A 25,070-nucleotide genomic window follows, 5' to 3' on the forward strand; every position below is an offset into this window, starting at 1 on the left:
GCCGCCGGCTTTGCTCTTGCGTCACTGTCGCATGCCCTGCTAGGGGCATAGGAATGGCCTTGGGGCCGATCGACCGGCAATCGCCGCAAGCGGCGGTTGCCTTCCTGTTTCAGGGCGTGAAAGGCAGCTCGGATTTGCTGCAGAAGAACACATATGCCGGCGAGCCTGCCGCCATGCGAATGCCCCGGTTGACGGCTGCTCCGCGCAGCCGCGTTCGGCATGCCTCCGTCGTTGCCCTTGCTTCCGTCGTCGCGCTTTTGAGCCTGGTGCCGCTCGGCTTCATCGTCTGGGTCACGATCGATACGGGCTGGACCGAGGTGATCGCGCTGATCTTCCGCAACCGTGTCGGCGAACTGCTCGTCAATACCGTCCTGCTCGAAGTCTGCACCATCCCGCTTTCCATCCTTCTTGCGGTGACGCTCGCCTGGCTGACGGAGCGCACCGATATCCCCGGCGCGCGCATCTGGTCCTGGCTGGCCGTTGCGCCGCTTGCGGTGCCTGCTTTCGTGCACAGCTACGCCTGGGTCAGCCTCGTGCCGAGCATGCGCGGGCTGTGGAGCGGCGTGCTGGTGTCGGTGCTTGCCTATTTTCCCTTTCTCTACCTGCCGGTCGCCGCGACCTTGCGCCGGCTGGACCCCGCGATCGAGGATGCCGCCGCCTCGCTCGGGCTTGGCCCCTGGCGCGTCTTCTTCCGTGCGATCCTGCCGCAGCTTCGCCTTGCCATCTGTGGGGGATCGCTGCTGATCGGCCTGCATCTCCTGGCGGAGTACGGTCTCTACGTGATGATCCGCTTCGACACCTTCTCGACTGCGATCGTCGACCAGTTCCAATCGGCCTATAACAGCCCCGCCGCCAATATGCTCGGCGGCGTTCTCGTTTTCTGTTGCCTGCTGCTATTGGGAATAGAGGTGCTGGTGCGTGGCAACGAGCGCTATGCCCGCATCGGTTCGGGAGCCGCCCGCCCGACCTCCCGCCGTCGTCTCGGCTGGTTCGCTGCTCCCGCCATCGCGCTGCCTGTGGTGACGGCGGTGCTGACGCTCGGCATTCCCTTCGTAACGCTCGCACGCTGGCTTTACCTCGGCGGCGCGGGCATCTGGCGGATCGATACGGTCGGTTACGCCCTGCTGCAGACCATCGTTCTCGCGATAGCCGGCGGTCTGCTCACCACCATTGCCGCGGCGCCCATGGCCTGGCTGTCGGTGCGCGCTCCGGGCCGGCTGCAGCGCGTTCTCGAGGCCTGCCATTACTATGTCGGCTCGCTGCCGGGCGTGGTCGTCGCGCTGGCGCTGGTGTCGATCACCGTCCGGCTGATCCTGCCGCTCTACCAGACCTTCGCCACGCTGCTGCTCGCCTATGTCCTGCTCTTCCTGCCGCGCGCCATGGTCGGCCTGCGTGCCAGCATCGCGCAGGCGCCCGTCGAGCTCGAACGCGCCGCCATGGCGCTCGGGCGCACCCCGGCGCAGGCCGTTCGGCAGATCACCATGCGCCTTGCCGCCCCCGGCTTTGCCGCCAGCGTGGCGCTCGTCGCGCTCGGCATCACCAACGAGCTGACGGCAACGCTGATGCTCTCTCCCAACGGCACGGAAACGCTGGCGACGAAATTCTGGTCGCTGACCAGCGAGATCGATTATGTTTCGGCTGCGCCCTACGCCTTCATGATGGTCGTGCTGTCGTTGCCGCTCACCCTTCTCCTTTATGTGCAATCCAAGCGAACGGCCGGACAATGACCTTTCTGGCGATCAGGAATATCAGCAAGCGCTATGGCCCCGTGCATGCGTTGAACAATATCGATCTGACGGTCGCCGCCGGCAGCCGTACGGCCATCGTCGGCCCATCCGGTTCCGGCAAGACGACGCTGCTGCGCATCATCGCCGGTTTCGAAGTTCCGGATGCGGGGCAGATCGTGCTTCAGGGCGAAACCCTGGCGGATGGCGAGGCCATCGTGCCGGCGCATCGCCGCGGCATCGGCATCGTCTCGCAGGACGGCGCGCTGTTTCCGCATCTGAGCGTGGCCGAGAATATCGGTTTCGGCATGGAGCGCGGCGCGCGCGACCGTGACCAGCGCATCAACGCTCTCATCGATATGGTCGAACTCGACCGCCGCATGCTGGATCGCCGTCCGCATCAGCTTTCCGGCGGCCAGCAGCAGCGCGTGGCGCTGGCCCGCGCCCTCGGCCGCAAGCCGAGATTGATGCTGCTCGACGAGCCTTTTTCCGCCCTCGATACGGGCTTGCGCGAAAACATGCGGAAAGCGGTCGCCCGCGTGCTGCAGATTGCCGGCATCACGGCGGTTCTGGTGACTCACGACCAGGCGGAAGCCTTGTCCTTCGCAGATCAGGTCGCCGTATTGCGCGAGGGCGCGCTGATACAGGCGGGGACGCCGCAGGCCCTTTACCTCAGCCCGAAGGATCGTGAAACCGCGCTCTTCCTCGGCGATGCCATCGTATTGCCCGCCGATCTCGACAATGGGTCTGCCAGATGTGTCCTCGGGCACATTCCGGTCGATGCCGGGAGCCGGCAGGGGCGCACCGACATCATGCTGCGGCCCGAGCAGTTGCGCCTGGGAGCCGTCGACGATGCCGGCGCGAAAGCGGCCTGCATCGGCAAAGTGACCGATATCGAATTCGGCGGCGCCATCTGCGCGGTGACGGTCGTCCTGTCCGATGCCGGCGGTTCGGAAACGTTGAACATCAAAAGCTCCGGCGTCGGCCTGCCCGAAGTCGGCAGCATGGTTTCGGTGAGCGTTGTCGGAAAGGCACATGTTCTGGGCAAGCCCGATGCCTGAGCGTCATTTGAGTTGAAGCCGGCGTTGCTTTGCGCAAGATAGGGCGAGCCGTTATCGTGCCCCACGCCGAAGGAATATCCATGTCTTTGCCTGACGAGATCGCCCAGGATCTCCCTTTCCTCACATCGCTTCGTCACAACCTCCATGCCTATCCCGAACTCGGCTTCGAGGAGGAGCGCACCAGCGGCATCGTCGCAACCCTGCTGGAGGAGGCCGGGCTGACGGTGCATCGCGGCCTCGGCAAGACCGGCGTGGTCGGTACGCTGCAGGTCGGCAACGGCACGCGCCGCATCGGCCTGCGTGCCGATATGGATGCGCTTGCCATGCCGGAAAAAGCCAATCGGTCCTACAAATCCACCATTCCGGGCAAGATGCACGCCTGCGGTCACGACGGTCACACGACCATGCTGATCGGTGCGGCGCGGCACCTGGCCGCCAAGCGCGGCTTTTCCGGGACGGTGCATTTCATCTTCCAGCCCGCCGAGGAAGGCCGCGGCGGCGCGCAGCGCATGGTGGAAGAGGGCCTTTTCGACCTGTTTCCCTGCGATGCCGTGTACGGGCTGCACAATATGCCCGGTCTCGCGGTCGATGAGATGGCTGTCGTCGAAGGGCCGCAGCTTGCCTCGTCGGATAGCTGGCGCATTACTTTCCGTGGCACGGGAACCCACGGCGCCAAGCCGCATCTCGGCAAGGACCCGATTACGGCGGCAGCGACTTTCCTGTCTTCGCTGCAGACCATCGTCGGGCGCGTGGTCGATCCGTTGCAGCCGGCCGTCGTCAGCGCCTGCTCGCTGCGGGCGGGCGATCCCGAGGCGCTGAACGTCATTCCCGACACGGTCGACATCGGCGGCACTGCGCGCGCCTATACGCCCAGGGTCCGCGATCAGCTGGAAGAAGAAATCGGGCGGCTGGCGCATGGCACGGCCGCCATGTTCGGCATTGCGGTCGACTACCGGTTCGAACGCCGCATTCCGCCTGTGGTCAACGACGCCGATGCCACGGCCCGGGCGCTGAAAGCTGCGGCTACGGTCTTTGGCGAGAACGTGCAGACCCGCTTTCCGCCATCGACCGCAGGCGACGATTTCGCGTTTTTCGGCCAGAAGGCTCCGGGCTGTTACGTCTGGCTCGGCAACGGGCCGGCCGTCGACGGCGCCCTGCACCACAACACGGCCTATGACTTCAACGACGATGCGATTGCCTCGGGCGTGGCCTTCTGGACGACCCTGGTCGAGCAGGAACTGGGGGAGGCGGGCTGAAGCAGCGGTGATCGTGGCATCCTGCCTTACCCCGCACCGCATCCCACATCCGAAACGCTGAGAGGCGCCGGTTCGCCGGAGCGTCTTTTCAGCGGCCGGCCTCTCGAAGCAGCGCATCGAAGATGATCCGGCGTGCCTCTTCCGCATCGATTTCAGCGGCGAAATGGGCGTTGAATTGCGCATGCGAAGCGCGGGTTTCGACCACGGTGCGCCCGCGCGTATGCTGCCCCTGCAATTCGGCATCGATCCGTGCGTGGCGAAGGGTGGCGATCTTCGGCTCGACGAAAATGGCGGCCGCCGTCGGGTCGTAGATGGCCATGGCCGGCCGGCCGCGGCTGATGGCGATGTTGACGTAGCCTTCCAGCAGGTCGGCGAGCAGCTGCGCCTTTTCGCCGTCAATCCCGCGGATACGTGCGACATCCTCGGGCCAGGCCAGCACCTTCCGGCAGATATCGAGATCGATCATGCGCAACGGCAGCTCATGCGCCAGCACGATCGCAAGCGCCTCCGGATCGGCAAAGGCATTGAATTCCGCCGACGCCGTATGGTTGCCCGACGTGACGCCCCCGCCCATCCAGGTCAGCTCGTCGATGCGGGCGGCAAGGTCCGGGCGTGCCAGCGCCAGGGCCGCGATGTTCGTGAGCGGCCCGAGCGCCAGAATGCGTTTCGGCCCTTTGCCGTCGGAAAGCCAATCGCAGAGCGCAGCAAAGGCATCGCTTACCGGAAGCGGATCGGCCGGCGGCAGGCTCCGGCCCGTGGTGGGAATGCCGGTCTGGCCGAGAATGCTCTGCGCCGTTTCCAGTTTGCACAGAACGGGCAGTTCGCGACCGGTGTGGATGGGAAACGTCCAGCCGAAGACTGCGGCCGCGCTCGCCGCATTGGCCTGGACATGGGACAGGGGCGCGTTGCCGCTGACGAGCGAAACGCCGTCTATGGCAAGCTCCGAATGCGCCACCACCAGTATGGCGGCAATATCATCGAACCCCATGTCGGTGTCGATCCAGATTCCCATATCTTATCTCATCGGTCGCAATAAAATGATACGGCGGCAGCCCTGGCCGCTTGGCGCGGACGATGGCAGGTCTTGCCGTCCCGGCGGGATCGTTTGCGGGACGCGCGAGAAGGCTTGCGCATCCCGCAGGCCGCTTAGCCGGCGAGCGCGTCGAGCACGCGGATCCAGGAGCGAATGCCCTTGTGGTAGGATCGCAGCTCGTATTTCTCGTTCGGCGAATGGATGCGGTCGTCGGAGAGGGCAAAGCCGATGAGCAGCGATTCCATGCCGAGCATTCTCTGGAAATCGCCGACGATCGGGATCGAGCCGCCCATGCCTATCGCGATGGCGGGCTTCGGCCATTCGTTGGAAAGCGCCGTCTTCGTCTTGGTCAGGGCCGGCGAATCGTAGGCGAGCTGAATGGCCGGCGAGCTGCCGTGCTCATGGAACTCCACCGAGCAATCCGCCGGTATCTTCGAGCGCACATAGGCGCGGAAGCTCTCGCGGATCGCCGCCGGATTCTGCTTGCCGACGAGGCGGAAGGAAACCTTCGCCGATGCCTTGGCCGCGATCACGGTCTTGAAGCCGGCGCCGGTATAGCCGCCCGTAATGCCGTTGACTTCGGCCGTCGGCCGCGCCCAGGTCAGCTCCATCACCGAGCGGCCCTTCTCGCCCGAGGGGATCGAGAGGCCCACGTCGCCGAGGAATTTTTCGGCTGTCAGCCCGAGCTTCTCCCAGGAGGCCTTGATGTTGGCGGGTGTTTCCTCGACGCCGTCGTAGAAGCCGGAAAGCGTCACGCGTCCCGTCTCGTCATGCAGGCCGGCCAGGATGTCGGCCAGGATGTGGATCGGGTTGGCGGCCGCGCCGCCGAAGACACCCGAATGCAGGTCGCGGTCGGCTGCGGTGATGACGATTTCGTCGCCCACCAGCCCGCGCAGGCCGACAGAGATCGCCGGCGTTTCCCCGTCCCACATGCCGGTATCGCAGACCAGGGCGAAATCCGCCTTCAGCTCGGCGGTATTGGCTTCGAGGAACGGCTTGAGGGAGGGGGAGCCGGATTCCTCCTCGCCTTCGAACAGGATGGTGATGCGTATGGGAAGCGTGCCCCTGGTCTCCTTGTAGGCGCGCACCGCCTCGACGAAGGTCATCAGCTGGCCCTTGTCGTCCGAGGTGCCTCGGCCGGTCAGGATCTTGCGGCCATTGCCCATGTCCTTGATCTCCGGGGAAAAAGGATCGTTTTCCCAGAGCTCGATCGGATCGACCGGCTGCACGTCGTAGTGACCGTAGAAAAGCACATGCGGCGCATCGGCGCTGCCGGCATCGTGATGGGCGACCACCATCGGATGGCCGGGCGTGTCGCGCACGGATGCGGTGAAGCCGAGGGAGTTCAGATAGGCAGTCAGCCATTCCGCCGCCTTGCGGCACTCCGCCTTGAAGCTCGGATCCGTCGAGATGGATTTGATGCGCAGCAGTTCGAACAGATTGTCGAGGCTGGAGGGGAGGTTCTCATCGGCGCGATCGAGAACGGGCGATAGATCGGTCATATCCGACTCCTTACATGAATTCGGAGGGACGATAGACCAAAGCCCGGCGGCTTTCGAGGTGCCAAAACCAAAAAATTACCGTAGCTTGGCACCGAAGGAGCTGGTCGCGTTCTTATGTGAATATATGCGAATGTAGTTTAAAAGTTTTTTAGAGTATTGGAAATAACTTCAATCCAGAGGGGTATTCTGGAGACGCGTAATGTTTTCAGTGATTGCATGCATTCGCGACGATCATGACAACCGGCTCGTGCTCGTCGCTGCGGTCATCTGCTTCATCGGCAACCTTGCCACCATGCTTCTTTTTTCCCGTGCGCAGGAGTGCCGCTCGCATCAGCGCCGCCACTGGATCGCCGCTGCGGCCTTTGCCAGCGGCATCGGTATCTGGGCGACGCATTTCATCGCCATGCTGGCCTATGAGGGCAGGCTTCCCATCTCCTACGGCCCTTCGCTGACCATGTTTTCGGCGATCATCGCGATCATCGGCTCCTGGCTTGCCATCGCGGTGGCCTTCCAGCGCGATAGCGGCGCCTCGTTCGCCGTTGGCGGCGCGCTGATGGCATTCGGTATCGCAGCCATGCATTTTATCAGCATGCAAGCCATCGAGGGTCCGGCGCAGCTCTCCTACAGCATGCCGCGCGTGTTCGCCTCCATCGTCACAGGGGCTGGCCTTTCGTCGCTGGCCTTCCTCGCCTTTCGCTGTCTCGATGGCGTAAAGCGCATCTACGCCGGCGCCCTTCTGCTTCTGCTTGCGATATGCTCCTTGCATTTCATCGCCATGAGCGGTGTCATGCTGACACCTGAGTCAGACGGGTCGGCAGCCGCCCTCTCCATCGACAGAGGCATTCTTGCCGGCATCGTCACGGCCGCTGCAATGGGCCTGATCCTCGTCGCTCTCGGCGCCATCTTCATCGACCGCCACCTGACCGACCTTCGCGGCTTCGCCAATGCCTCGCTCGAGGGGTTGCTCATCTTGCGCGATGGCCGTGTCATCGATGCGAACGAGCGGTTTTTCGATATTTCCGGATGGCCCGCCCATCAGGTGATCGGCATGGCGCCGGAAACCTTCCTGACGATAGACATGGATGCCGACGCCGCCACACCGCTTGAGACGACGCTTTCGGGCAGGGATGGCAAGGCCATACCCGTGGAGACGGTACAGCGTTCCATCACCTATCGCGGTCATGAATGCAGCGTGCTCGTCGTACGCGATCTGACGGAGCGGCATCGGGCGCAACAGATGATCGAGCATCTGGCGCATCACGACATCCTGACGGACCTGCCCAATCGCTCGCTGTTCGAGCAGCGCATGCGCCAGGCGCTGCAGACGGTCAACCGGAAGGGCGGCGAGGTCGCGATCCTCTGCCTGGATCTGGATCGCTTCAAGGCGATCAACGACGTGTTCGGCCATGCCGAAGGCGATCGCATCCTCTGCAAGGTTGCCTGCATTCTCCAGCGCACGATCGAGGAAGGCGATACGGTGGCAAGGCTGGGCGGCGACGAGTTCGCCATCATCCAGCCAAGACGCCGGCAGCCGGAAGGCGCCAGGCATCTTGCCGAGCGCATCCTCGCGGCGTTCGCCACGGAGATGGACATGGCGCGCGATCCGACGGCTGTCGGCGTCAGTCTCGGTATCGCCATCTATCCGCGCGACTGCGCGAGCGCCGAACAGCTCTATACCAACGCGGACACCGCCCTTTACCGTGCCAAGCGTGCAGGCCGCGGCCATGCGTGCTTTTTCGATGCCGAAATGGACAAGTCCGTGCGCACCCGCCGCCAGCTCGAGAACGATCTGCGCCAGGCCATTCTCCGCAAACAGCTCTATCTCGAATATCAGCCGATCTTCGACGTCGGGAGCCAGAACGTCAGCGGTTACGAGGCGCTGCTGCGCTGGGCCCATCCGGAGCGAGGGGTCATCGAGCCGGAAGTTTTCATTCCCATTGCCGAGGAGAGCGGCTCCATCGCCGCGATCGGCGAATGGGTGCTGGAGCAGGCATGCGAGGAGGCGGCGCGCTGGCACGAGCCCGCCAATGTCGCCGTAAACCTTTCACCGCTGCAATTCATGATTCCCACCCTCTACGATCAGATCGAGCGAATTCTGCGCAAAACCAGCCTCGATCCGCGGCGTCTCGAGCTGGAAATCACCGAAGCAGCGCTGATGCGGGAGCGCGCCGCTGTCATTGCCACCTTGCAGCGGCTGCACCGTCTCGGCGTCCGGGTGGTGATGGATGACTTCGGAACCGGCTTCTCCTCGCTCAGCAACCTGCGCGCCTTCCCCTTCGACAAGATCAAGGTCGACCGCAGCTTCACCGGGGCGCTGGAGCATGATCCGGCGGCGCGCTCCATCGTCCGCGCCATTATCGGCCTTGGGAACAGCCTGAACATGCCTGTCGTGACGGAAGGCGTGGAAACGGAGCTTCAGCGCCGAATCGTCGTCGAGGAGGGCTGCGCGCAGCTTCAGGGAATGTTCTTCGGCAAGCCGGATATCGGCCCCAGCCAATATTTCATTTTCGACAAGGCCGCGGGCTAAACCTGGAGGTTCCTCGCATTCTCCAGCACGCGCCGGATATATTCCAGCAGCAGTTCGCGCTCGAACTGGCGGAAGTCCTTCAGAAGATCCGTATCCGTGGCCATGGCCGCCTCGATGGCCTCGGCCTGCATGGCGACGGCCCTGCTCGTCAGGAAAATCTGCTGCGCCCGCTTGTCCGAGGGATGCGGGCGACGTTCCACCAGCCCGTCGCGCGCCATGCGCGACAGCGTATTGGCCATCGTCGCCTGTTCTATGTCGACGCGTTCCAGCAACTGCTTCTGCGTGAGCCCGTCCTCCGACCACAGTTCCAGCAGGATCGGAAACTGACCGGGGGAAAATCCGAGCTTGGCCGCGCGCTGCTGTAACGAGCGAGCGAATCCTTTTGCCATCTGGCTGGCAAGGTAGGCGGCGGAGTCCATCCGATTAAATCCCATGATTGCAAATATGCCGACAATTCAAAGCCAAGACAATCAGCAATTCTTGGGTAGAAGGCGCTCTGAAATCGGCAATTTCAGCGAATTTTATTACAATCAAAAATTGTAGATCGCGACACGAAAAAGCCGCCATGGCCTGGAGGTTCGCCATGGCGGCTCGTAAAAGGGGGGACAAAGGCCCGGAGAGGGGATAGGCCTTTGTCCAAGTCTGACGTGGCGGGGGACAGGCCGGTTGTCAGACCCTCGGCGTATCAATCGCCGGTGAGTATGATTTGTGGTTCCAAATGTGGTTTTTCAAGGGAATGCGCAGATTAGATTGATTAAAACTTAGTAACGTTTCGGTGAGAGATTCGGCCGTCTCGCCGGCCTGCAAAAGCAGAACTTTATATGGACGTTGGAGGTGCGCCACGCTATCCATGCTTCCATGAAAAAAGGTGATCATCTCTTCCTCGTCGACGGCTCCGGTTTCATTTTCCGGGCCTTTCACGCCCTGCCGCCGCTGACGCGCAAGTCCGACGGATTGCCTGTCGGCGCGGTCTCCGGCTTCTGCAACATGCTGTGGAAGCTTCTGACCTCGGCGCGCGACACTTCGGTCGGGGTGACGCCGACGCACTTCGCCGTCATCTTCGACTATTCCTCGAAGACCTTCCGCAAGGAGATCTTCCCGGAATACAAGGCGAACCGCTCAGCCCCGCCGGAAGAGCTGATCCCGCAATTCGGTCTCATCCGCGAGGCGACCCGCGCCTTCAATCTGCCCTGCATCGAGACCGATGGCTTCGAGGCGGACGACATCATCGCCACCTATGCCCGCCAGGCCGAGGCGGCCGGCGCCGATGTGACGATCATCTCTTCCGACAAGGACCTGATGCAGCTCGTCACGCCGGCGGTCCACATGTATGACAGCATGAAGGACAAGCAGATCGGCATTCCCGACGTCATCGAGAAATGGGGCGTGCCGCCCGAAAAGATGATCGACCTGCAGGCCATGACCGGGGATTCCGTCGACAACGTCCCCGGCATTCCCGGCATCGGCCCGAAGACGGCGGCGCAGCTGCTGGAGGAATTCGGCGATCTCGATACCCTGCTTGCCCGCGCAGGCGAGATCAAGCAGCAGAAGCGCCGCGAAAACATCATCGCCAATGCCGAGCTGGCGCGGATTTCCCGCCAGCTGGTGGCGCTTAGGACCGATGTGCCGCTGGAACTGGCGCTCGATGCGCTGGTGCTCGACCCGCAGGACGGCCCGAAGCTGATCGGTTTCCTCAAGGCCATGGAGTTTACCTCGCTGACGCGACGGGTGGCCGACGCCTGCGATTGCGACGCGGCGGCGATCGAGCCGTCCGCCGTCAAGATCGAGTGGGGCGAGGGCGCACACGGCCCCGATCTGGATGTCGGGGAGAATGTCGACCTCGTCGCGGGCAGCGTTGTCGAGGCCGAAGGAGCGAGCGTGCCGGCACCGTCGGCAAAGGCGCGTCTGGCCCTGGATGGCACCGCTGAGCCAGAAGATCTTGCCAGGGCTCGCGCCGCCAGCTTCGCGAGTGCGCCCATCGACCATTCGAAATATGTGACCATTCGCGATATCGCCACGCTCGATCAGTGGATTGCGGATGCGCGCGAAACCGGCATCGTCGCTTTCGACACCGAGACGACGTCGCTCGATGTGATGCAGGCGGAGATCGTCGGATTTTCGCTGGCGATCGCCGACAATCGCGACGATCCGACGGGCGCCTCCATCCGCGCCGCCTATGTTCCGATCAACCACAGGACCGGTGTCGGCGATCTGCTCGGCGGCGGCCTGGCCGAAAACCAGATTCCGCTGCGCGACGCCCTGTCGAGGTTGAAGGAGCTGCTGGAGGATGCCTCCATCCTCAAGATCGCGCAGAACCTGAAATACGACTACCTGCTGATGAAGCGCTACGGCATCGAGACGAAGTCGTTCGACGATACGATGCTGTTGTCCTACGTGCTCGATGGCGGCTCCAACGCCCTTCACGGCATGGACAGCCTCTCCGAGCGCTGGCTCGGCCACAAGCCGATCGCCTACAAGGACGTGGCCGGCAGCGGCAAATCCAACGTCACCTTCGATCTCGTCGATATCGACCGCGCCACGGCCTATGCCGCCGAGGACGCCGACGTGACCCTGCGCCTCTGGCTGGTGCTGAAGCCGCGGCTCGCGGCGGAAAAGCTTTCCGCGGTTTACGAGCGTCTGGAGCGGCCTCTGGTGCCGGTACTCGCCCATATGGAGCAACGCGGCATCACCATCGACCGGCAGATCCTGTCGCGCCTTTCCGGCGAACTGGCCCAGGGGGCCGCTCGGCTGGAAGACGAGATCTATACGCTCGCCGGCGAACGTTTCAACATCGGCTCGCCGAAACAGCTCGGCGATATCCTCTTCGGAAAGATGGGATTGGCCGGCGGTAGCAAGACCAAGACCGGCCAGTGGTCGACCTCCGCGCAGGTGCTGGAAGACTTGGCTGCCGCCGGATTCGAGCTGCCGCGCAAGATTGTCGACTGGCGTCAGCTCACCAAGCTGAAATCGACCTATACCGACGCTTTGCCGGGCTATGTCCATCCGGAGACGAAGCGCGTCCACACTTCCTATTCGCTGGCATCGACCACTACCGGGCGCCTGTCCTCTTCCGAGCCGAACCTTCAGAATATTCCGGTGCGCACGGCGGAAGGCCGCAAGATCCGCACGGCCTTCATTTCAACGCCCGGCCACAAGCTGGTGTCGGCCGACTACAGTCAGATCGAGCTGCGCGTGCTGGCGCATGTCGCCAATATTCCGCAGCTCAAGCAGGCTTTCGCGGATGGTATCGACATTCACGCCATGACGGCGTCGGAGATGTTCGGCGTGCCGGTGGACGGCATGCCGAGCGAGGTGCGCCGCCGTGCCAAGGCGATCAACTTCGGCATCATCTACGGCATCTCCGCCTTCGGCCTCGCCAACCAGCTCTCCATCGAGCGTTCGGAGGCCGGCGATTACATCAAGAAGTATTTCGAGCGCTTCCCCGGCATCCGCGATTACATGGACAGCACCAAGCAGACCGCGCGCGACAAGGGCTATGTCGAGACGATCTTCGGCCGCCGCATCCATTTCCCGGAAATCCGGTCGTCCAACCCCTCCGTCCGCGCCTTCAACGAGCGCGCCTCGATCAACGCGCCGATCCAGGGCTCGGCCGCCGACGTCATCCGGCGGGCGATGATCAAGATGGAGCCGGCGCTGGATTCAGCCGGGCTCGGCGAGCGCGTGCGCATGCTGCTGCAGGTGCACGACGAACTGATCTTCGAAGTCGAGGATGCCGATGTCGAGCGCACGACCCCGATCGTCGTCTCGGTCATGGAAAATGCCGCCATGCCGGCGGTGAATATGGCGGTGCCGCTGAAGGTGGACGCGCGCTCTGCCGATAATTGGGACGAGGCGCACTGAGTCTGCATCGGGCATAGCGAGGAGATCAGTCCTCATGGTGAGGTGCGGAGGCCTGGAAGGCCGAAGCCTCGAACCACGGGGGCGGGTGGCGTATTCTACCGGGCCACCTCGTACTTCGAGGCCTTGACGCTAGCGCGCCAAGGCACCTCAGCATGAGGTGGGGAGAGTTCACGACCCAGCGTAGCTACGAATTCGCTGCGATGATCCGGGCGTGCCGCAAACGCTTATTTCCCAATCAGCGTTTCCAGCGCGGAGATGATTGCCTGTTCGGCTTTTTCGAGCGTGCCGCTATTGTCGATATCAGTCACGTCGTAGCTGCCTTGAACGGTCAGCGCACTGCGATCCAGACGCTTCAACACGTCTTCACGGCTCTCGCGTCCGCGCGCCATCAGCCGCTCGGCAAGCACCTCGCGCCGCGCCGTTATGTTGATGACCTTCAGTCGTGGGAATGCGGTCTGGAAATGATGCAGCGCCGAACGCGAGCCATTGGCGATCACCAGATTGCCGCGCGCAAGCTCGTCGGCGGCGTCGGCGGGAATGCCGTACTTCAGGCCATGCGCCTCCCATGAGACGGCGAAGCTGCCGGCCTTTTTCATGGCCTCGAAATCCGCTTCGGAAACGCTTCTGTGGTCTTCGTTGCCGGCATCTCCGTCGCGCGTGATGACGCGGCGGACGAAATGGACATCCGGCCGGCCGGCAAAATACCGCGCGGCGAGGTTCATCAGCGTATCCTTGCCGGCGCCGCTCGGGCCGACGACGACAGCCATGATGCCTGCCGTTGCGTCCGATACGCCTTCGTTAGTCGGCTTTCTATCGGCGTCGGGGCTCATGCAACCCGCCGTCCTTCCCGCCAGGCGGACCGTGTAACCGGCACGCCATGATCGCGGCGAACGCGCACCAGATCGGCGCGCAGGCCCTCGGCAATGCGCCCGCGGTCGTTCAGGCTGACGGTTCTTGCCGGCGTTGCCGTGACCATGGCGATCGCCTGCGGCAGCGAAATGCCCTCGACTTCATCTGCGAGAATGAAGGGCGCATGCAGCAGGCTGAGCGGCACGTAGTCGGAGGAAAGCACGTCCAGAACGCCGAGTTCGGCAAGATCGCGGGCTGCGATGTTGCCCGAATGCGACTTGCCGCGCACGATGTTCGGCGCGCCCATCAGCACGCTCATGCCGGCCCCATGCGAGGCCTTCGCGGCGTCGATGCTGGTCGGGAATTCCGCCAGCCGGACGCCGTAATTGATGGCTTCGTCGACATGGGCGAGCGTTGCGTCGTCATGGCTGGCGATGGTGATGCCGCGTTCCGAGCAGACCTTTGAGATCGCGTCGCGGTTGGGTGTGGCATAACGCGCCGATTCCTCCTGGCGCTTGGCAACGAACTTGGCAAAGGCCTCGTCGCTGAGGCCGCGCTTCTTCTGATAGTAGAAGATGTACTGATCCATGGTCTGGAACTGGCGCTGGCCCGGTGCGTGATCCATCAGGGATACGAGGCGGACGTACGGGTCTTTCTCGAAATCCTGGAAATGATCGAGAACGTTGTCGGAGGAGACCTCGCAGCGCAGATGGATCAGGTGATCGGCGCGCAGCCGATCTTCGCGCTGGGCCGCCTGAATGGCGTCGGCCATGTCGCGCATCTCGCCCTTTTCGAAGCCGCCGTCTTCATCCGAGCCCATGCGCAGGCAGTCGAATACGGTGGTGATGCCCGAGGTGACGATCTGGGCGTCATGTGCCTGGATCGCGGCGGTCTTGTTCCAGCGGACACCGGGACGTGGGGAATAATGCGCTTCCAGATGGTCGGTGTGCAGTTCGACCAGACCGGGAATGAGATAATCGCCCTCGAAATCCTCGCCGATGGCGGACCTGCCTTCGGAAATGCCGGCAATGCGACCGTCACGGATCAGCACGGAGCCTTCGACGATCTTGTCTTCGAGGACGATGCGGGCGTTAGAAAGGACGGTTTCTTTGGTCATGTCAGGTCTTTCACTATTGGGCGCCGGTCAGCGGCAGCCAGGAACGGACGGTAAAGGGGGCGCCGCGCTCTTCCTCGATAAAGATGGCGAGGCCGGAAACGTCGAGCGGCTTGCCGGTATGGCCGGCGAAACGCTCGCGCAGGACGTCGTGCATCTCGGCTTGACGCTCGGCCGGGACGCGTCCCGTCAAGGTCATATGGAAACGAAACTCGTCATTGACGTAAGGATAGCCCCAGCGGAACAGGTTTGCTCGATGCGGCTCGGTCATTGCTTCCGGGTTTCGCCGGGCGATATCGTGCTGCGAAAGCGGTGCGCGGAACGGCTCGAAGGTCTTGACGACGCGGGAGGCGAAATCCTGTAGCGGCTGGTGGAGCGAGCCCGGAACGAGGGCGAAGAAATGACCGAGCTGGCCGAGTACCAGCTCCGGAATGGTGAAAGCCTTTGTCCGCGAGGCGAATTCGGCAGCGACTTCGAATAGGTCGCGTTCGGTCACAGAGCCGGCAAGCTCGAACGGCGCCTTCAGCGTGGCGTGAAAGCCGTAGCGGCGCGGGTCGGCCGTGAGTTCGGCGTGACCTTCCGGAACAGGGCCGATGGCCTTGTCGGAAAAAATCTCGTCGGAGAATGCGTCGCGGCCCAGCCAGCGCGCGGCAAGCGACGTCAACGGATGATCTTTGGGCGGTGTAAAATAGAGAGCATAGCGCAAGGCTGCATTCCTTGGAAAAATCGGCTGCGCGGGACACTGTTGGGTGATTTGCGACAAACCGCAAGAGCAGCAAGGCGGCAACGAATCGAATCCGGCTAAATCCGGCTCGGCCGATGCAGTCTTGCCGGGCCTGCGCTACCGGATTCCCGTGACAGAATGATGATGCGCGGCGATTTTTCTCACCGCTTTCATCTGACCCGCGCGCCCATGAGCCGTGAACGCAACGCGTTGGACGCGGCGTCGAACAGGAATACGACGATCAGGATCAGCAGCACCATGTAGGCGACGTTTTCCCAGTTGGCGTTGGTGCGCATCGCCTCCCAGAGCTTCAGGCCGATGCCGCCCGCGCCGACCGCGCCGATGATGGTCGCACCGCGCACGTTGGATTCCCACTGGTAAAGCGTCTGGCTGACGATCACGGGCACGATCTGCGGCATGATGCCGTAGCGATGCACGAGGATCGTCGACGAGCCGGTGGATTTCACGCCCTCGCGCGGCTTGTTGTCGATGTTTTCCAGGCCCTCGGAATAGAGCTTGCCGAGCGTGCCGGTCTCGGTGAGGAAGATCGCGCCGCTGCCGGCGAGCGGGCCGGGACCGAAGGCGCGCGTCAGGAACAGCGCCCAGATCAGCATGTCGACGGAACGCAGGAAGTCGAAGAAACGCTTCAGCACCTGATTGAGCAGCCGGTTCGGCGTGATGTTGCGGGCGGCCAGGAAGGCGAGCGGGAATGCGGCGAGCGAGCCGAGCAAAGTGCCGAGGAAGGCCATGACGATGGTCTGGAACAGCTTGGTCCAGACATCGCCGTGCTGCCAGGCGCCATTGTTCCAGATATTGTCGAAGGCGAGCGAGAGGTTGGATTGCGTGGGGTCGAGCCGCGGCCCCGAGACGATCAGGCCGATCACTTCGCCCGCCGGCTTGTCGAAGAAGGGCGAGTGCGTGTCGAAGACGAAATTGGCCCAGCCGAGGAAGCGCTTGCGGATCTTCACGCGGTCCGTGGAAATGCTGACGTCGCCGGCAAAGCCCATATTGGCGAGGATGTTGTCGTCATAGACGGTCATCCAGCTCGGCACCGGCTCGGAGCCGACGATCTTCGGCACGTCGCCGCTGATGTCGATGGGGATCGTGACGCCGTGGGCCGTCAGGATGGCCTGCGTCTTGGTGATCGTCACCGCGCGGCTCGTGCCGCTGACGGAGACTGTCAGGCTGCCGTCAGGCGCGGCCTTCACCCAATCCGGGTTCGGATTGTCGCCCAGCGGCGAGAAGCGCGGATATTTGATGCTGATCTTGTCGCCGGAAATGCGGAATTCCGGCTGCACGTCGTAGCTGATCCACTCGCTCAGATAGATCCCGACACGCTCCCAATGCGCTTCCGAGATGACTTTCGGCAGGTTGAAGAACCATACGGCATAAAAGCCGTAGAGGATGACGCCGATGAAGATCATGAGAGCGCCATAGCGCTGGCGGAAGGATCGATGAAAGACCTCCGGATAGCGCGCTTCGATTTCCTGCATACGGCCGGCGTCGATGACGGACATGGTCAACCTCAATGCTGCAAGAGAAAGGCATGCTCGCCGACGAGGCGGCGGCGGAGCCATGCGGAAAACTGGTCGACGGCGATGATCGTCACGAAGAGCAGCAGCACCAGCGCCATCGTCTTGGCGCCGAAACCGCGCGAGATCGAAAGCTTCAGCTCCTCGCCGATACCGCCACCGCCGACGGCGCCGATGATAGTGGAGGCGCGAACGTTGATTTCGAGGCGCAGCAGCGCGTAGGACATGAAGTTCGGCAACACCTGCGGCAGCGCGGCAAAACGGACGCGTTCCGTCCAGCTCGCACCGACGGCGCGCATGCCCTCGTCGGGCTTCATGTCGATATTCTCGACGACCTCGTAGAACAGCTTGCCGAGTGCGCCGATCGTGTGCAGGCCGACCGCGATGATGGCGGCGATCGGGCCGATCGACAGGATCGCCGAAAACAGGCCGGCGATGACGATTTCCGGGAAGGCGCGCAGCAGTTCCATGATGCGCTTCGTCACCAGCCGGATTGGATTGGCAGGCGACATGTTGCGCGCGGCAAAGAAGCTCAAGGGCACGGCGAAGACGAAGCCGACGATGGTCGATACCAGCGCCACGTTGATCGTGATGATCATCAGCTCGAAATATTCGGGGATGTAGAAGTCGCCCCAGACATAGACGCGGCCGAGCGGGAAGTTGAATTCCTCGCCGCCCATGCCATTCGCGCCGTTCGGGCTCGGCAGGTCGAAAAGAGCCCGGTAGACGTCGGCCCAGTCCTTGGGGATCAGCCAGCCCAGAAAGTCGAAGAGATGCGGCAGGCGTTCGAAGAAGTGGCCGGCATTGCTGTCGTCGGCGAAGCGGACGGAGCTTACGAAGGCGACAAGCAGGATGATGAGGCCGATGCCGGTATAGAGGCGGCGTCTGGCCACCATCCTGCCCCAGGCGTTACCGATATCCCTCGCGCTTTGCGGCGCGCCCTGCATCTTCAGCTGCGTATCGGCAATCGTCATGAAATCCTGCCCTTGTGATAGCAAAAGGGCGGCCGTTGCCGGCCGCCCAGTCATCGGAATGCGGATCAGCCGCCGATCGCGGCCTTACGAACGTCGATGACGGCGTTATAGAAGTCCGGAGTAACCTTGACGTAGCCCTTGAAGTCGCCGCCTTCGATGGCGTTGAAGCACTTGGCGTCGGCAGTCGGCAGCTTCATGAAGAAGTCCGTCAGCTTGGTCTGCCATTCGGTGCCGAGCGCGTTGCGAACGACGAGCGGGCCGTTCGGGATCAGCGGCGAGCGCCAGACTTCGACGAGCTTGTTCGGGTCTACGGCGCCCTTGTCGACTTCCTTGCGGAAGGTGCCGGAGGTGAAGCCGTCCTTGAAGTCGCCGATGCCCGAGGAGTCGTCGACAGCGACGTCGACCTTGCCGTCATAAGCGGCAAGCAGGTTGTTCTCGTGGCCGCCGTTGAACTGGGTCGAGGCGAAGAACTTGTCGTTCGGCATGCCCGTGTCCTTCGGGATCTGTGTCAGCGGAACGAGATAGCCCGAGGTGGAGTCCGGATCGGCGTAACCGAGCTTCTTGCCCTTGGCGTCCTTGATGGTTTTGATGCCGGAGGACTTGAGGGCGAGACCGATCGAGTAGTAGCCGGTCGAGCCGTCTTCCTGCTGGGTGGTCAGGATCGGGGTAACGGCCTTCGGGTCCTTGATGGCGACGGCCGCATAGCCGGAAGCGCCGAGTTCAGCGAAGTCGAGCGTGCCGCCGAGCAGGCCCTGGATCACGCCGTCGTAGTCGGCGGCCGGGAACAGCGAAACCTTCTCGAAACCGAATTCCTTCTTCAGGTGGTCGGAGAGGCAGGCATAGTTGCGCAGGCGGTCGGCTTCGTTTTCGCCACCGAGAATGCCGACGCGAAATTCCTTGATGTCTTGAGCGCTTGCGCCGCCGACGAGCGCGAGAAGCGCCGTAGCCGCAAGAAGGGTCTTCTTCAACATGGGTTCGTCTCCTGATTAACCGGTGTCCCCGGATGCCTTCGGTCTAGAAGAAATGTGCCCTTGACGCGGGCTCTCGATCCCGGCTGTCCCTCTCAGAGACCGGCCAGTGCCAGCGGTTGCGGGCCGGCAGATTCCGTTGCCGCGGCTTGCGCGGCCGGATCGGCAATGGTGATGGAGGTCGACGTCATGCTTTCGTCGATGCCGGCGCCGTCCTTGTCGGTGCCGTAGATTTCCTTGACGGCGGCAGCCGTCAGATCGGCCGGCTTGCCGTCGAAGACGACGCGCCCGGCAGCCATGCCGATGATGCGTTCGCAATAGTTGCGGGCCGTATCCAGCGTATGGAGGTTGGTGATGACGGTGATGCCTTCGCGTTCGTTGATGTCGCGCAGCGCGTCCATGACGATCTTGGCGTTCAGCGGATCGAGCGAGGCGATCGGCTCGTCGGCCAGCATCATCTTCGGCTGCTGCATCAGGGCGCGGCAGATGGCGACGCGCTGCTGCTGGCCGCCGGAAAGCGTGCCGGCCATCTGAAGGGCCGTCTGCTCGATGCCGAGGCGCTCAAGCGCGGCAATCGCTTCGATGCGCTCCTCGCCGGTGAAGACCGAGAGGAGGCTCATGACGGTGGACCGCTGGTTCAGCCGGCCGAGCATGACGTTGGTGAGCACGTCGAGGCGCGGCACGAGATTGAACTGCTGGAAGATCATGGCGCAATCGCGCTGCCAGCTGCGCAGCGCCCGGCCGCTGAGCTTGGAAACCTCGATGCCGGAGAAATGGATGGAGCCGGAGCTCGGATCGGCGAGACGGTTGATCATGCGCAGCAGCGTCGACTTGCCGGCGCCGGAGCGGCCAATGACGCCGACCATCTGTCCCTGCGGTATGTCCAAAGTCACGGAATCGACTGCAAGCTTGTTTCCAAACCGGCGCGAGACATTCCTGAGTTCGAACATAGTGCTTCCCTTTCGCGGCTGCCGGGCTGCAAAAATTTCAGCGATACCGGTGCTAGAATGGGCGCGTACCCCAGCCTCGAAGGAAATTTCGAAGGGGGCGGGCGCCAACCACAAGGCAACCGATTAGTCCCGCTTCATGAAGCTCCAATGTCAGTTTTATGTAACTGCTGTTACAATTCCCGGCGATTTTGCGAGATTAGCCGGCTGAGGTCTTTGCTGTTGATTAGCCGTCAAACATGCCTGTCGGCAGGCCGTCCATGCTGAAGGCGTTCTTCTCGCGCCTGTATTCCTCAATGCCTTCGGGCCCCTTCGCCTTCGCCCATTGATCGAGGCTCGGCCTTTCCCCTTCATAGGCGAAGAGCGGCACGCCGAAGCCGCAGGAGGTCTGCACGAGATCGAAATCCAGCCGCACGATCTGCCGTGCGCCCAGCGGCTCCTCGCCTGCATAGTGGTCGTGCAGCAATTCCCGATACTCAGGGGACGATCGGTGGATGATCCGGCCGCGGCCGTAGAGGCGCAGGATCATCGGCGGCCCGGCGACGGCGCAGAACATGATCGTCAGCCGGCCATCGGCCTTCATATGGGCGGAAGTCTCGTTGCCGCTGCCGGTGCGGTCGAGATAGATGGCGGTATTCGGGGAGACGATGCGCAGGCAGAGCGTTTCGCGGGGCGAAACATTGACGCGGGAATCGGCGGTGGCGGATGCCGTGAAGAAGATGTGTTGCCGCGCGATGAAGTCGCGCAGCCGGTCGTCGAGACTGGAAAACTGCTTTGCCATGAAGACTCCTCCCGATCCTGCGCTTGCAAGGATCGCCTGAAAGCTGGATCGCCCGCCGGCGCCTTGCAAGCCTGGTGTGGGCGGAAACGGTCCTCAGGCGTCGTAGCGATCCAGAAAATCCTCTGCCGAAAGGGCGCGGAAGTCCGCGAGCGCCGTGCGCAGGCGGTCGTGATCCCAATCCCACCAGGCAAGCTTGTCCATGCGGGCGCCGACTTCCGCGGTGAAGCGTTCGCGGATCAGCTTTGCCGGCACGCCGCCGACGATCGCGTAGGGTGCTACATCCCTGGAGACGACCGCGCCCGCGCCGATGACGGCGCCATTGCCGACCGTAACGCCGGGCAAGACAGTGGCGCCGTGACCGATCCAGACGTCATGACCGATCACCACGCGGTTGTCGCGCCGCCAGGTGAAGAAATCGGTCTCCATATCGGCATCCGGCCAGTAATCGGTGGCGCGATAGGTGAAGTGATGCAGCGTGGCGCGCCATGTCGGATGGTTTGTGGCGTTGATGCGCACGGCGGCGGCGATGTTGACGAACTTGCCGATCGTCGCGCACCAGACCGCGCCATCCTGCATGATATAGGAATAGTCGCCGATCTCGGCTTCGTCGATGCGGCAGCGGTCGGAGACTTCGGTATAGCGGCCGAGCGTCGAATTGTTGACGCTGGCCGTGGGGCTGATGAAAGGCATTTCGCCCAGTTTGCGGCTCATGCGGCGGCCTTTCGCGGCGAAAATTGCGAGACGTCGAGAATACGGCTGCCGACGGCCTCGCGCACTTCTTCGTCGTGGAAGATGCCGAGCAGCGCGACGCCGGCTGCCTTCTTCTGTTCGATCATGTCGACGACGACGGCCCGGTTGCGGGCATCGAGCGACGCCGTGGGCTCGTCGAGCAGAAGGATGGCGTGATCGGTGATGAAGCCGCGCGCGATGTTGACGCGCTGCTGCTCTCCGCCGGAGAAGGTGGCGGGCGGCAGTTGCCAGAGTTCCTGCGGCAGGTTCAGCTGTGCCAGCAGCTCGGCTGCCCTCTCGCGGGCATCGGCGACGGTCACGCCGCGCGCGAGCAGCGGCTCGGCAACCACATCGATGGCGGCGACGCGCGGCACGGTGCGCAGGAACTGGCTGACATAGCCCATGGTCTGCCGGCGCACCTCGAGCACGGTGCGCGGGTCGGCCGTGGCGAGATCGACGATCCTGCCCTTGTGGGTGACGAGAATCTGGCCGCTGTCGACGGCATAATTGCCATAGATCATCTTCAGCAGCGAGCTCTTGCCGATGCCCGACGGGCCGCCGAGCACGACGCATTCGCCCGCGGCGACGGAGAAGGAGACATCGGCGACGACGGGCAGGCGAATGCCGTCGCGCAGGTGCATGGTGAAGCTTTTGAAGACTTCGGAAACGACGAGTGGGGTTGCCATGTTTCTTCCTCAGACCTGCAGGATCGAAGAGACCAGCAGTTGCGTATAGGGTTCGCGCGGATCGTCGAGCACGCGGTCGGTGAGACCGTGCTCGATGACGTATCCATCCTTCATCACCATCATGCGATGCGACAGCAGGCGGGCAACGGCGAGGTCGTGCGTGACGATGATGGCCGACAGGCCGAGATCGTTGACGAGACCGCGCACCAGATCGAGCAGACGTGCCTGCACCGAAACGTCGAGGCCGCCGGTCGGCTCGTCCATGAAGACGAGGCGGGGGCCGGTCACGAGGTTACGGGCGATCTGCAGGCGCTGGCGCATGCCGCCGGAAAAGGCGCGCGGCTGGTCGTCGATGCGGTCGGCATCGATTTCGACCCGCTCCAGCCAGTCGATGGCCGTGTTGCGGATATTGCCGTAATGACGGTTGCCGATCGCCATCAGCCGCTCGCCGACATTGGCGCCGGCCGAAACCGTCATGCGCAGGCCGTCGGCCGGATTCTGATGCACGAAGCCCCAGTCGGTGCGCATCAGGAAGCGGCGTTCCGCTTCGTTCATGCGGAACAGGTCGCGGTAGGTCTCGTCGCGCATGTGGTATTCGACACTGCCCGTCGTCGGCAGCAGCCGCGTCGAGATGCAGTTGAGCAGCGTCGTCTTGCCGGAGCCGGATTCGCCGACGATGGCCAGCACTTCGCCGGGCCAGAGTTCGAAGGACACGTCGCGGCAGCCGATGCGGCTGCCGTAGAATTTCGAGATGTCCTTGACCTTGAGAAGGGGTAAGTCGCTCATTCGGCAGCCTCCTTGCCACCCGGCAGTCCATCGGATGCGAGCCCATTTGACGCGAGCATGGGGCCGGCATGGCCGTGGGCGCGACGGTCTTCGCAGAAATCGGTGTCGGAGCAGACGAACATGCGGCCGCCCTTGTCGTCGAGGATCACCTCGTCGAGATAGACCTGCTCGGCGCCGCAGAGCGCGCAGGGCTTGTCGAAGCGCTGCACTTCGAACGGATGATCCTCGAAGTCGAGGCTGACGACTTCCGTGTAGGGCGGCACGGCATAGATGCGCTTCTCGCGGCCGGCGCCGAACAGCTGCAGCGCGTCGGAAAGGTGCATTTTCGGATTGTCGAACTTCGGCGTCGGCGAAGGATCCATGACGTAGCGACCGGCGACCTTGACCGGATAGGCATAGGTCGTGGCGATACGGCCGTTGCGAGCGATATCCTCGTAGAGCTTCACATGCATGAGGCCGTATTCCTCGAGCGCGTGCATCTTGCGCGTCTCGGTCTCGCGCGGCTCCAGGAAGCGTAAGGGTTCCGGGATCGGCACCTGGTAGACCAGTACCTGGTTGGGGCCGAGCTTGGTTTCCGGAATGCGGTGGCGCGTCTGGATGATCGTCGCCTCGTCGGTGCGGGTCGTGACCGCGACATTGGCGACCTTCTGGAAGAAGGCGCGGATGGAGACGGCATTGGTCGTGTCGTCCGCACCCTGGTCGATGACCTTCAGCACGTCTCGCGGGCCGATGATCGCCGCCGTCAGCTGCACGCCGCCGGTGCCCCAGCCGTAAGGCATCGGCATTTCGCGCGAGGCGAAAGGCACTTGATAGCCGGGTATGGAAATCGCCTTGAGGATGGCGCGGCGGATCATCCGCTTGGTCTGCTCGTCGAGATAGGCGAAGTTGTAGGTGGCAAGTTCGGTCATTCGGCTGCCTCCGTCATGGGGTCCATGCCGCGTTCGCGAGCGGCCTCGAAATCGCGGCGCATGCGCCGCACCAGGTCGAGTTCGGCCTGGAAGTCGACATAGTGCGGCAGCTTCAGATGTTCGACGAAGCCGGTTGCCTGCACGTTGTCGGAGTGGGAGATGACGAATTCCTCGTCCTGGGCCGGTGCGACGATATCCTCGCCGAGTTCTTCGGCGCGCAGCGCGCGGTCGACCAGCGACATGGCCATGGCCTTGCGCTCGCTCTGGCCGAAGACCAGCCCGTAACCGCGGGTAAACTGCGGCGGCGCCTTGGCCGAGCCCTTGAACTGGTTGACCATCTGGCATTCCGTCACCTGGATGCGGCCGAGCGAGACGGCGAAACCGAGTTCCGGCACATCGAATTCGACCTCCACTTCGCCGATGCGGATTTCGCCGGTGAAGGGATGGTTGCGGCCATAGCCGCGCTGGGTCGAATAGCCGAGCGCCAGCAGGAAGCCCTCGTCGCCGCGGGCGAGCGCCTGCAGGCGAAGATCGCGGGTCATCGGGAATTCCATCGGCTCGCGCGTCAGGTCGCCGATCTCGTGGTCGACCGGAAGCGTGCCGTCGCCTTCGATAAGACCTTCCTGAGCGAGGATTTCGGAAACACGCATGACCCGGCCGTCTTCGGCGGGACGCTGCATCGGCTCATCGACGGCCTCGTCGGTCAGCAGGCTCGGGTCGAGCAGGCGGTGCGTATAGTCGAAGGTCGGGCCGAGAAGCTGGCCGCCGGGCAGGTCCTTGTAGGTCGCGGAGATGCGGCGCTCGATCTTCATCGCCGATGTGTCGAGCGGCTGGGAGTAGCCGAAGCGCGGCAGCGTGGTGCGGTAGGCGCGCAGCAGGAAGATCGCCTCGATCATGTCGCCGCGCGCCTGGCGGACGGCAAGGGCTGCCAGCGTGCGGTCGTAGAGCGAGGCTTCGGCCATGACGCGGTCGACGGCGAGCGCCAGCTGCGCGACGATCTGATCGATGCCGAGCGCCGGCAGCGAGCGGTCGCCGCGGCGACGGTCGGCCAGCAGCCGGTGAGCATTGGCGATGGCGGCTTCGCCGCCCTTAACGGCAACATACATAT

Annotated in this window: 21 protein-coding genes; 5 read left to right on the forward strand and 16 right to left on the reverse strand. The window is 63.4% G+C overall.

The window, feature by feature from the left end:
• Positions 1-53: 53 nt before the first annotated feature.
• From ACJJVH_RS16945 to ACJJVH_RS16955, 3 genes are all read left to right on the forward strand, one after another.
• Positions 54-1,727, forward strand: coding sequence for an ABC transporter permease (locus tag ACJJVH_RS16945; protein ID WP_412064393.1), 1,674 nt, complete (start codon positions 54-56; stop codon positions 1,725-1,727).
• A complete protein-coding gene (locus ACJJVH_RS16950) occupies positions 1,724-2,785 on the forward strand; it encodes an ABC transporter ATP-binding protein (RefSeq protein WP_412064394.1) in 1,062 nt (353 codons plus the stop codon). The genes ACJJVH_RS16945 and ACJJVH_RS16950 overlap by 4 nt, the downstream gene beginning before the upstream one ends.
• Positions 2,786-2,865: 80 nt before the next feature.
• Positions 2,866-4,041: a M20 aminoacylase family protein gene (locus ACJJVH_RS16955; RefSeq protein ID WP_113501956.1), complete on the forward strand. Its 1,176-nt coding sequence runs from the start codon at positions 2,866-2,868 to the stop codon at positions 4,039-4,041.
• An 88-nt stretch (positions 4,042-4,129) separates the two neighbouring features.
• Here the strand turns inward: ACJJVH_RS16955 and ACJJVH_RS16960 are convergent, their stop codons facing one another.
• Entirely contained in the window at positions 4,130-5,053 is a 924-nt protein-coding gene (locus ACJJVH_RS16960) for a nucleoside hydrolase (RefSeq protein ID WP_113371830.1), read from the reverse strand.
• A gap of 134 nt (positions 5,054-5,187) precedes the next feature.
• Entirely contained in the window at positions 5,188-6,576 is a 1,389-nt protein-coding gene (locus ACJJVH_RS16965; RefSeq protein ID WP_412064395.1) for a M20/M25/M40 family metallo-hydrolase, read from the reverse strand.
• A 199-nt stretch (positions 6,577-6,775) separates the two neighbouring features.
• Here ACJJVH_RS16965 and ACJJVH_RS16970 point away from each other — a divergent pair, with 199 nt between their 5' ends.
• Positions 6,776-9,103 (forward strand): EAL domain-containing protein, encoded by a 2,328-nt coding sequence (locus ACJJVH_RS16970; protein WP_412064396.1) that lies wholly within the window; start codon positions 6,776-6,778, stop codon positions 9,101-9,103.
• Here ACJJVH_RS16970 and ACJJVH_RS16975 read toward each other — a convergent pair.
• A complete protein-coding gene (locus ACJJVH_RS16975) occupies positions 9,100-9,522 on the reverse strand; it encodes a MarR family transcriptional regulator (protein WP_113501953.1) in 423 nt (140 codons plus the stop codon). The two genes, ACJJVH_RS16970 and ACJJVH_RS16975, sit on opposite strands and share 4 nt — an antisense overlap.
• 439 nt (positions 9,523-9,961) lie before the next feature.
• Here ACJJVH_RS16975 and polA point away from each other — a divergent pair, with 439 nt between their 5' ends.
• A complete protein-coding gene (polA, locus tag ACJJVH_RS16980; protein ID WP_113385949.1) occupies positions 9,962-12,964 on the forward strand; it encodes a DNA polymerase I in 3,003 nt (1,000 codons plus the stop codon).
• Positions 12,965-13,188: 224 nt separating this feature from the next.
• Here the strand turns inward: polA and phnN are convergent, their stop codons facing one another.
• From phnN to ACJJVH_RS17045, 13 genes are all read right to left on the reverse strand, one after another.
• A complete protein-coding gene (gene phnN / locus ACJJVH_RS16985) occupies positions 13,189-13,794 on the reverse strand; it encodes a phosphonate metabolism protein/1,5-bisphosphokinase (PRPP-forming) PhnN (RefSeq protein WP_412064397.1) in 606 nt (201 codons plus the stop codon).
• Positions 13,791-14,930 (reverse strand): alpha-D-ribose 1-methylphosphonate 5-triphosphate diphosphatase, encoded by a 1,140-nt coding sequence (locus tag ACJJVH_RS16990; protein WP_112801502.1) that lies wholly within the window; start codon positions 14,928-14,930, stop codon positions 13,791-13,793. The genes phnN and ACJJVH_RS16990 overlap by 4 nt, the downstream gene beginning before the upstream one ends.
• 13 nt (positions 14,931-14,943) lie before the next feature.
• A complete protein-coding gene (locus ACJJVH_RS16995; RefSeq protein ID WP_112801500.1) occupies positions 14,944-15,633 on the reverse strand; it encodes a DUF1045 domain-containing protein in 690 nt (229 codons plus the stop codon).
• Positions 15,634-15,821: 188 nt separating this feature from the next.
• On the reverse strand, positions 15,822-17,168 hold the full coding sequence (gene phnE / locus ACJJVH_RS17000; protein ID WP_412064398.1) for a phosphonate ABC transporter, permease protein PhnE: 1,347 nt from the start codon (positions 17,166-17,168) through the stop codon (positions 15,822-15,824).
• Positions 17,169-17,176: 8 nt separating this feature from the next.
• Positions 17,177-18,157, reverse strand: coding sequence for a phosphonate ABC transporter, permease protein PhnE (phnE, locus tag ACJJVH_RS17005; RefSeq protein WP_113371834.1), 981 nt, complete (start codon positions 18,155-18,157; stop codon positions 17,177-17,179).
• 65 nt (positions 18,158-18,222) lie between these two features.
• Entirely contained in the window at positions 18,223-19,128 is a 906-nt protein-coding gene (phnD, locus tag ACJJVH_RS17010; RefSeq protein WP_112801494.1) for a phosphonate ABC transporter substrate-binding protein, read from the reverse strand.
• Between the two features lie 92 nt (positions 19,129-19,220).
• Entirely contained in the window at positions 19,221-20,075 is an 855-nt protein-coding gene (gene phnC, locus ACJJVH_RS17015; RefSeq protein ID WP_412064399.1) for a phosphonate ABC transporter ATP-binding protein, read from the reverse strand.
• Between the two features lie 223 nt (positions 20,076-20,298).
• Complete coding sequence (locus ACJJVH_RS17020; protein ID WP_113371836.1) at positions 20,299-20,853, reverse strand: pyridoxamine 5'-phosphate oxidase family protein; 555 nt, start codon at positions 20,851-20,853, stop codon at positions 20,299-20,301.
• Positions 20,854-20,946: 93 nt separating this feature from the next.
• Entirely contained in the window at positions 20,947-21,564 is a 618-nt protein-coding gene (locus ACJJVH_RS17025; RefSeq protein WP_412064400.1) for a DapH/DapD/GlmU-related protein, read from the reverse strand.
• The gene (phnL, locus tag ACJJVH_RS17030) at positions 21,561-22,268 is read right to left on the reverse strand and encodes a phosphonate C-P lyase system protein PhnL (protein WP_113356064.1); all 708 of its coding nucleotides are present in this window, start codon (positions 22,266-22,268) and stop codon (positions 21,561-21,563) included. The genes ACJJVH_RS17025 and phnL overlap by 4 nt, the downstream gene beginning before the upstream one ends.
• A gap of 9 nt (positions 22,269-22,277) precedes the next feature.
• Positions 22,278-23,054 (reverse strand): phosphonate C-P lyase system protein PhnK, encoded by a 777-nt coding sequence (gene phnK, locus ACJJVH_RS17035; protein ID WP_112801483.1) that lies wholly within the window; start codon positions 23,052-23,054, stop codon positions 22,278-22,280.
• Positions 23,051-23,962 carry an alpha-D-ribose 1-methylphosphonate 5-phosphate C-P-lyase PhnJ gene (locus ACJJVH_RS17040; RefSeq protein ID WP_113435866.1) on the reverse strand — a complete coding sequence of 304 codons (912 nt, stop codon included), beginning with the start codon at positions 23,960-23,962 and terminating at the stop codon, positions 23,051-23,053. Before ACJJVH_RS17040 ends, phnK begins: the two co-directional genes overlap by 4 nt.
• Positions 23,959-25,068, reverse strand: a complete 1,110-nt coding sequence (locus tag ACJJVH_RS17045; RefSeq protein ID WP_112801479.1) for a carbon-phosphorus lyase complex subunit PhnI — start codon at positions 25,066-25,068, stop codon at positions 23,959-23,961. Before ACJJVH_RS17045 ends, ACJJVH_RS17040 begins: the two co-directional genes overlap by 4 nt.
• Positions 25,069-25,070: the final 2 nt, after the last annotated feature.

It is taken from the genome of Rhizobium sp. SYY.PMSO, from assembly GCF_046840415.1.
Taxonomy (GTDB): domain Bacteria; phylum Pseudomonadota; class Alphaproteobacteria; order Rhizobiales; family Rhizobiaceae; genus Rhizobium.

Bases quoted from the DNA above. Each gene is read 5' to 3' on its own strand.
- ACJJVH_RS16945 (WP_412064393.1), top strand. From the start codon at position 54: ATGGCCTTGGGGCCGATCGACCGGCAATCGCCGCAAGCGGCGGTTGCC.
- ACJJVH_RS16950 (WP_412064394.1), top strand. From the start codon at position 1,724: ATGACCTTTCTGGCGATCAGGAATATCAGCAAGCGCTATGGCCCCGTG.
- ACJJVH_RS16955 (WP_113501956.1), top strand. From the start codon at position 2,866: ATGTCTTTGCCTGACGAGATCGCCCAGGATCTCCCTTTCCTCACATCG.
- ACJJVH_RS16960 (WP_113371830.1), bottom strand. From the start codon at position 5,053: ATGGGAATCTGGATCGACACCGACATGGGGTTCGATGATATTGCCGCC.
- ACJJVH_RS16965 (WP_412064395.1), bottom strand. From the start codon at position 6,576: ATGACCGATCTATCGCCCGTTCTCGATCGCGCCGATGAGAACCTCCCC.
- ACJJVH_RS16970 (WP_412064396.1), top strand. From the start codon at position 6,776: ATGTTTTCAGTGATTGCATGCATTCGCGACGATCATGACAACCGGCTC.
- ACJJVH_RS16975 (WP_113501953.1), bottom strand. From the start codon at position 9,522: ATGGACTCCGCCGCCTACCTTGCCAGCCAGATGGCAAAAGGATTCGCT.
- polA (WP_113385949.1), top strand. From the start codon at position 9,962: ATGAAAAAAGGTGATCATCTCTTCCTCGTCGACGGCTCCGGTTTCATT.
- phnN (WP_412064397.1), bottom strand. From the start codon at position 13,794: ATGAGCCCCGACGCCGATAGAAAGCCGACTAACGAAGGCGTATCGGAC.
- ACJJVH_RS16990 (WP_112801502.1), bottom strand. From the start codon at position 14,930: ATGACCAAAGAAACCGTCCTTTCTAACGCCCGCATCGTCCTCGAAGAC.
- phnE (WP_412064398.1), bottom strand. From the start codon at position 17,168: ATGTCCGTCATCGACGCCGGCCGTATGCAGGAAATCGAAGCGCGCTAT.
- phnE (WP_113371834.1), bottom strand. From the start codon at position 18,157: ATGACGATTGCCGATACGCAGCTGAAGATGCAGGGCGCGCCGCAAAGC.
- phnD (WP_112801494.1), bottom strand. From the start codon at position 19,128: ATGTTGAAGAAGACCCTTCTTGCGGCTACGGCGCTTCTCGCGCTCGTC.
- phnC (WP_412064399.1), bottom strand. From the start codon at position 20,075: ATGTTCGAACTCAGGAATGTCTCGCGCCGGTTTGGAAACAAGCTTGCA.
- ACJJVH_RS17020 (WP_113371836.1), bottom strand. From the start codon at position 20,853: ATGGCAAAGCAGTTTTCCAGTCTCGACGACCGGCTGCGCGACTTCATC.
- ACJJVH_RS17025 (WP_412064400.1), bottom strand. From the start codon at position 21,564: ATGAGCCGCAAACTGGGCGAAATGCCTTTCATCAGCCCCACGGCCAGC.
- phnL (WP_113356064.1), bottom strand. From the start codon at position 22,268: ATGGCAACCCCACTCGTCGTTTCCGAAGTCTTCAAAAGCTTCACCATG.
- phnK (WP_112801483.1), bottom strand. From the start codon at position 23,054: ATGAGCGACTTACCCCTTCTCAAGGTCAAGGACATCTCGAAATTCTAC.
- ACJJVH_RS17040 (WP_113435866.1), bottom strand. From the start codon at position 23,962: ATGACCGAACTTGCCACCTACAACTTCGCCTATCTCGACGAGCAGACC.
- ACJJVH_RS17045 (WP_112801479.1), bottom strand. From the start codon at position 25,068: ATGTATGTTGCCGTTAAGGGCGGCGAAGCCGCCATCGCCAATGCTCAC.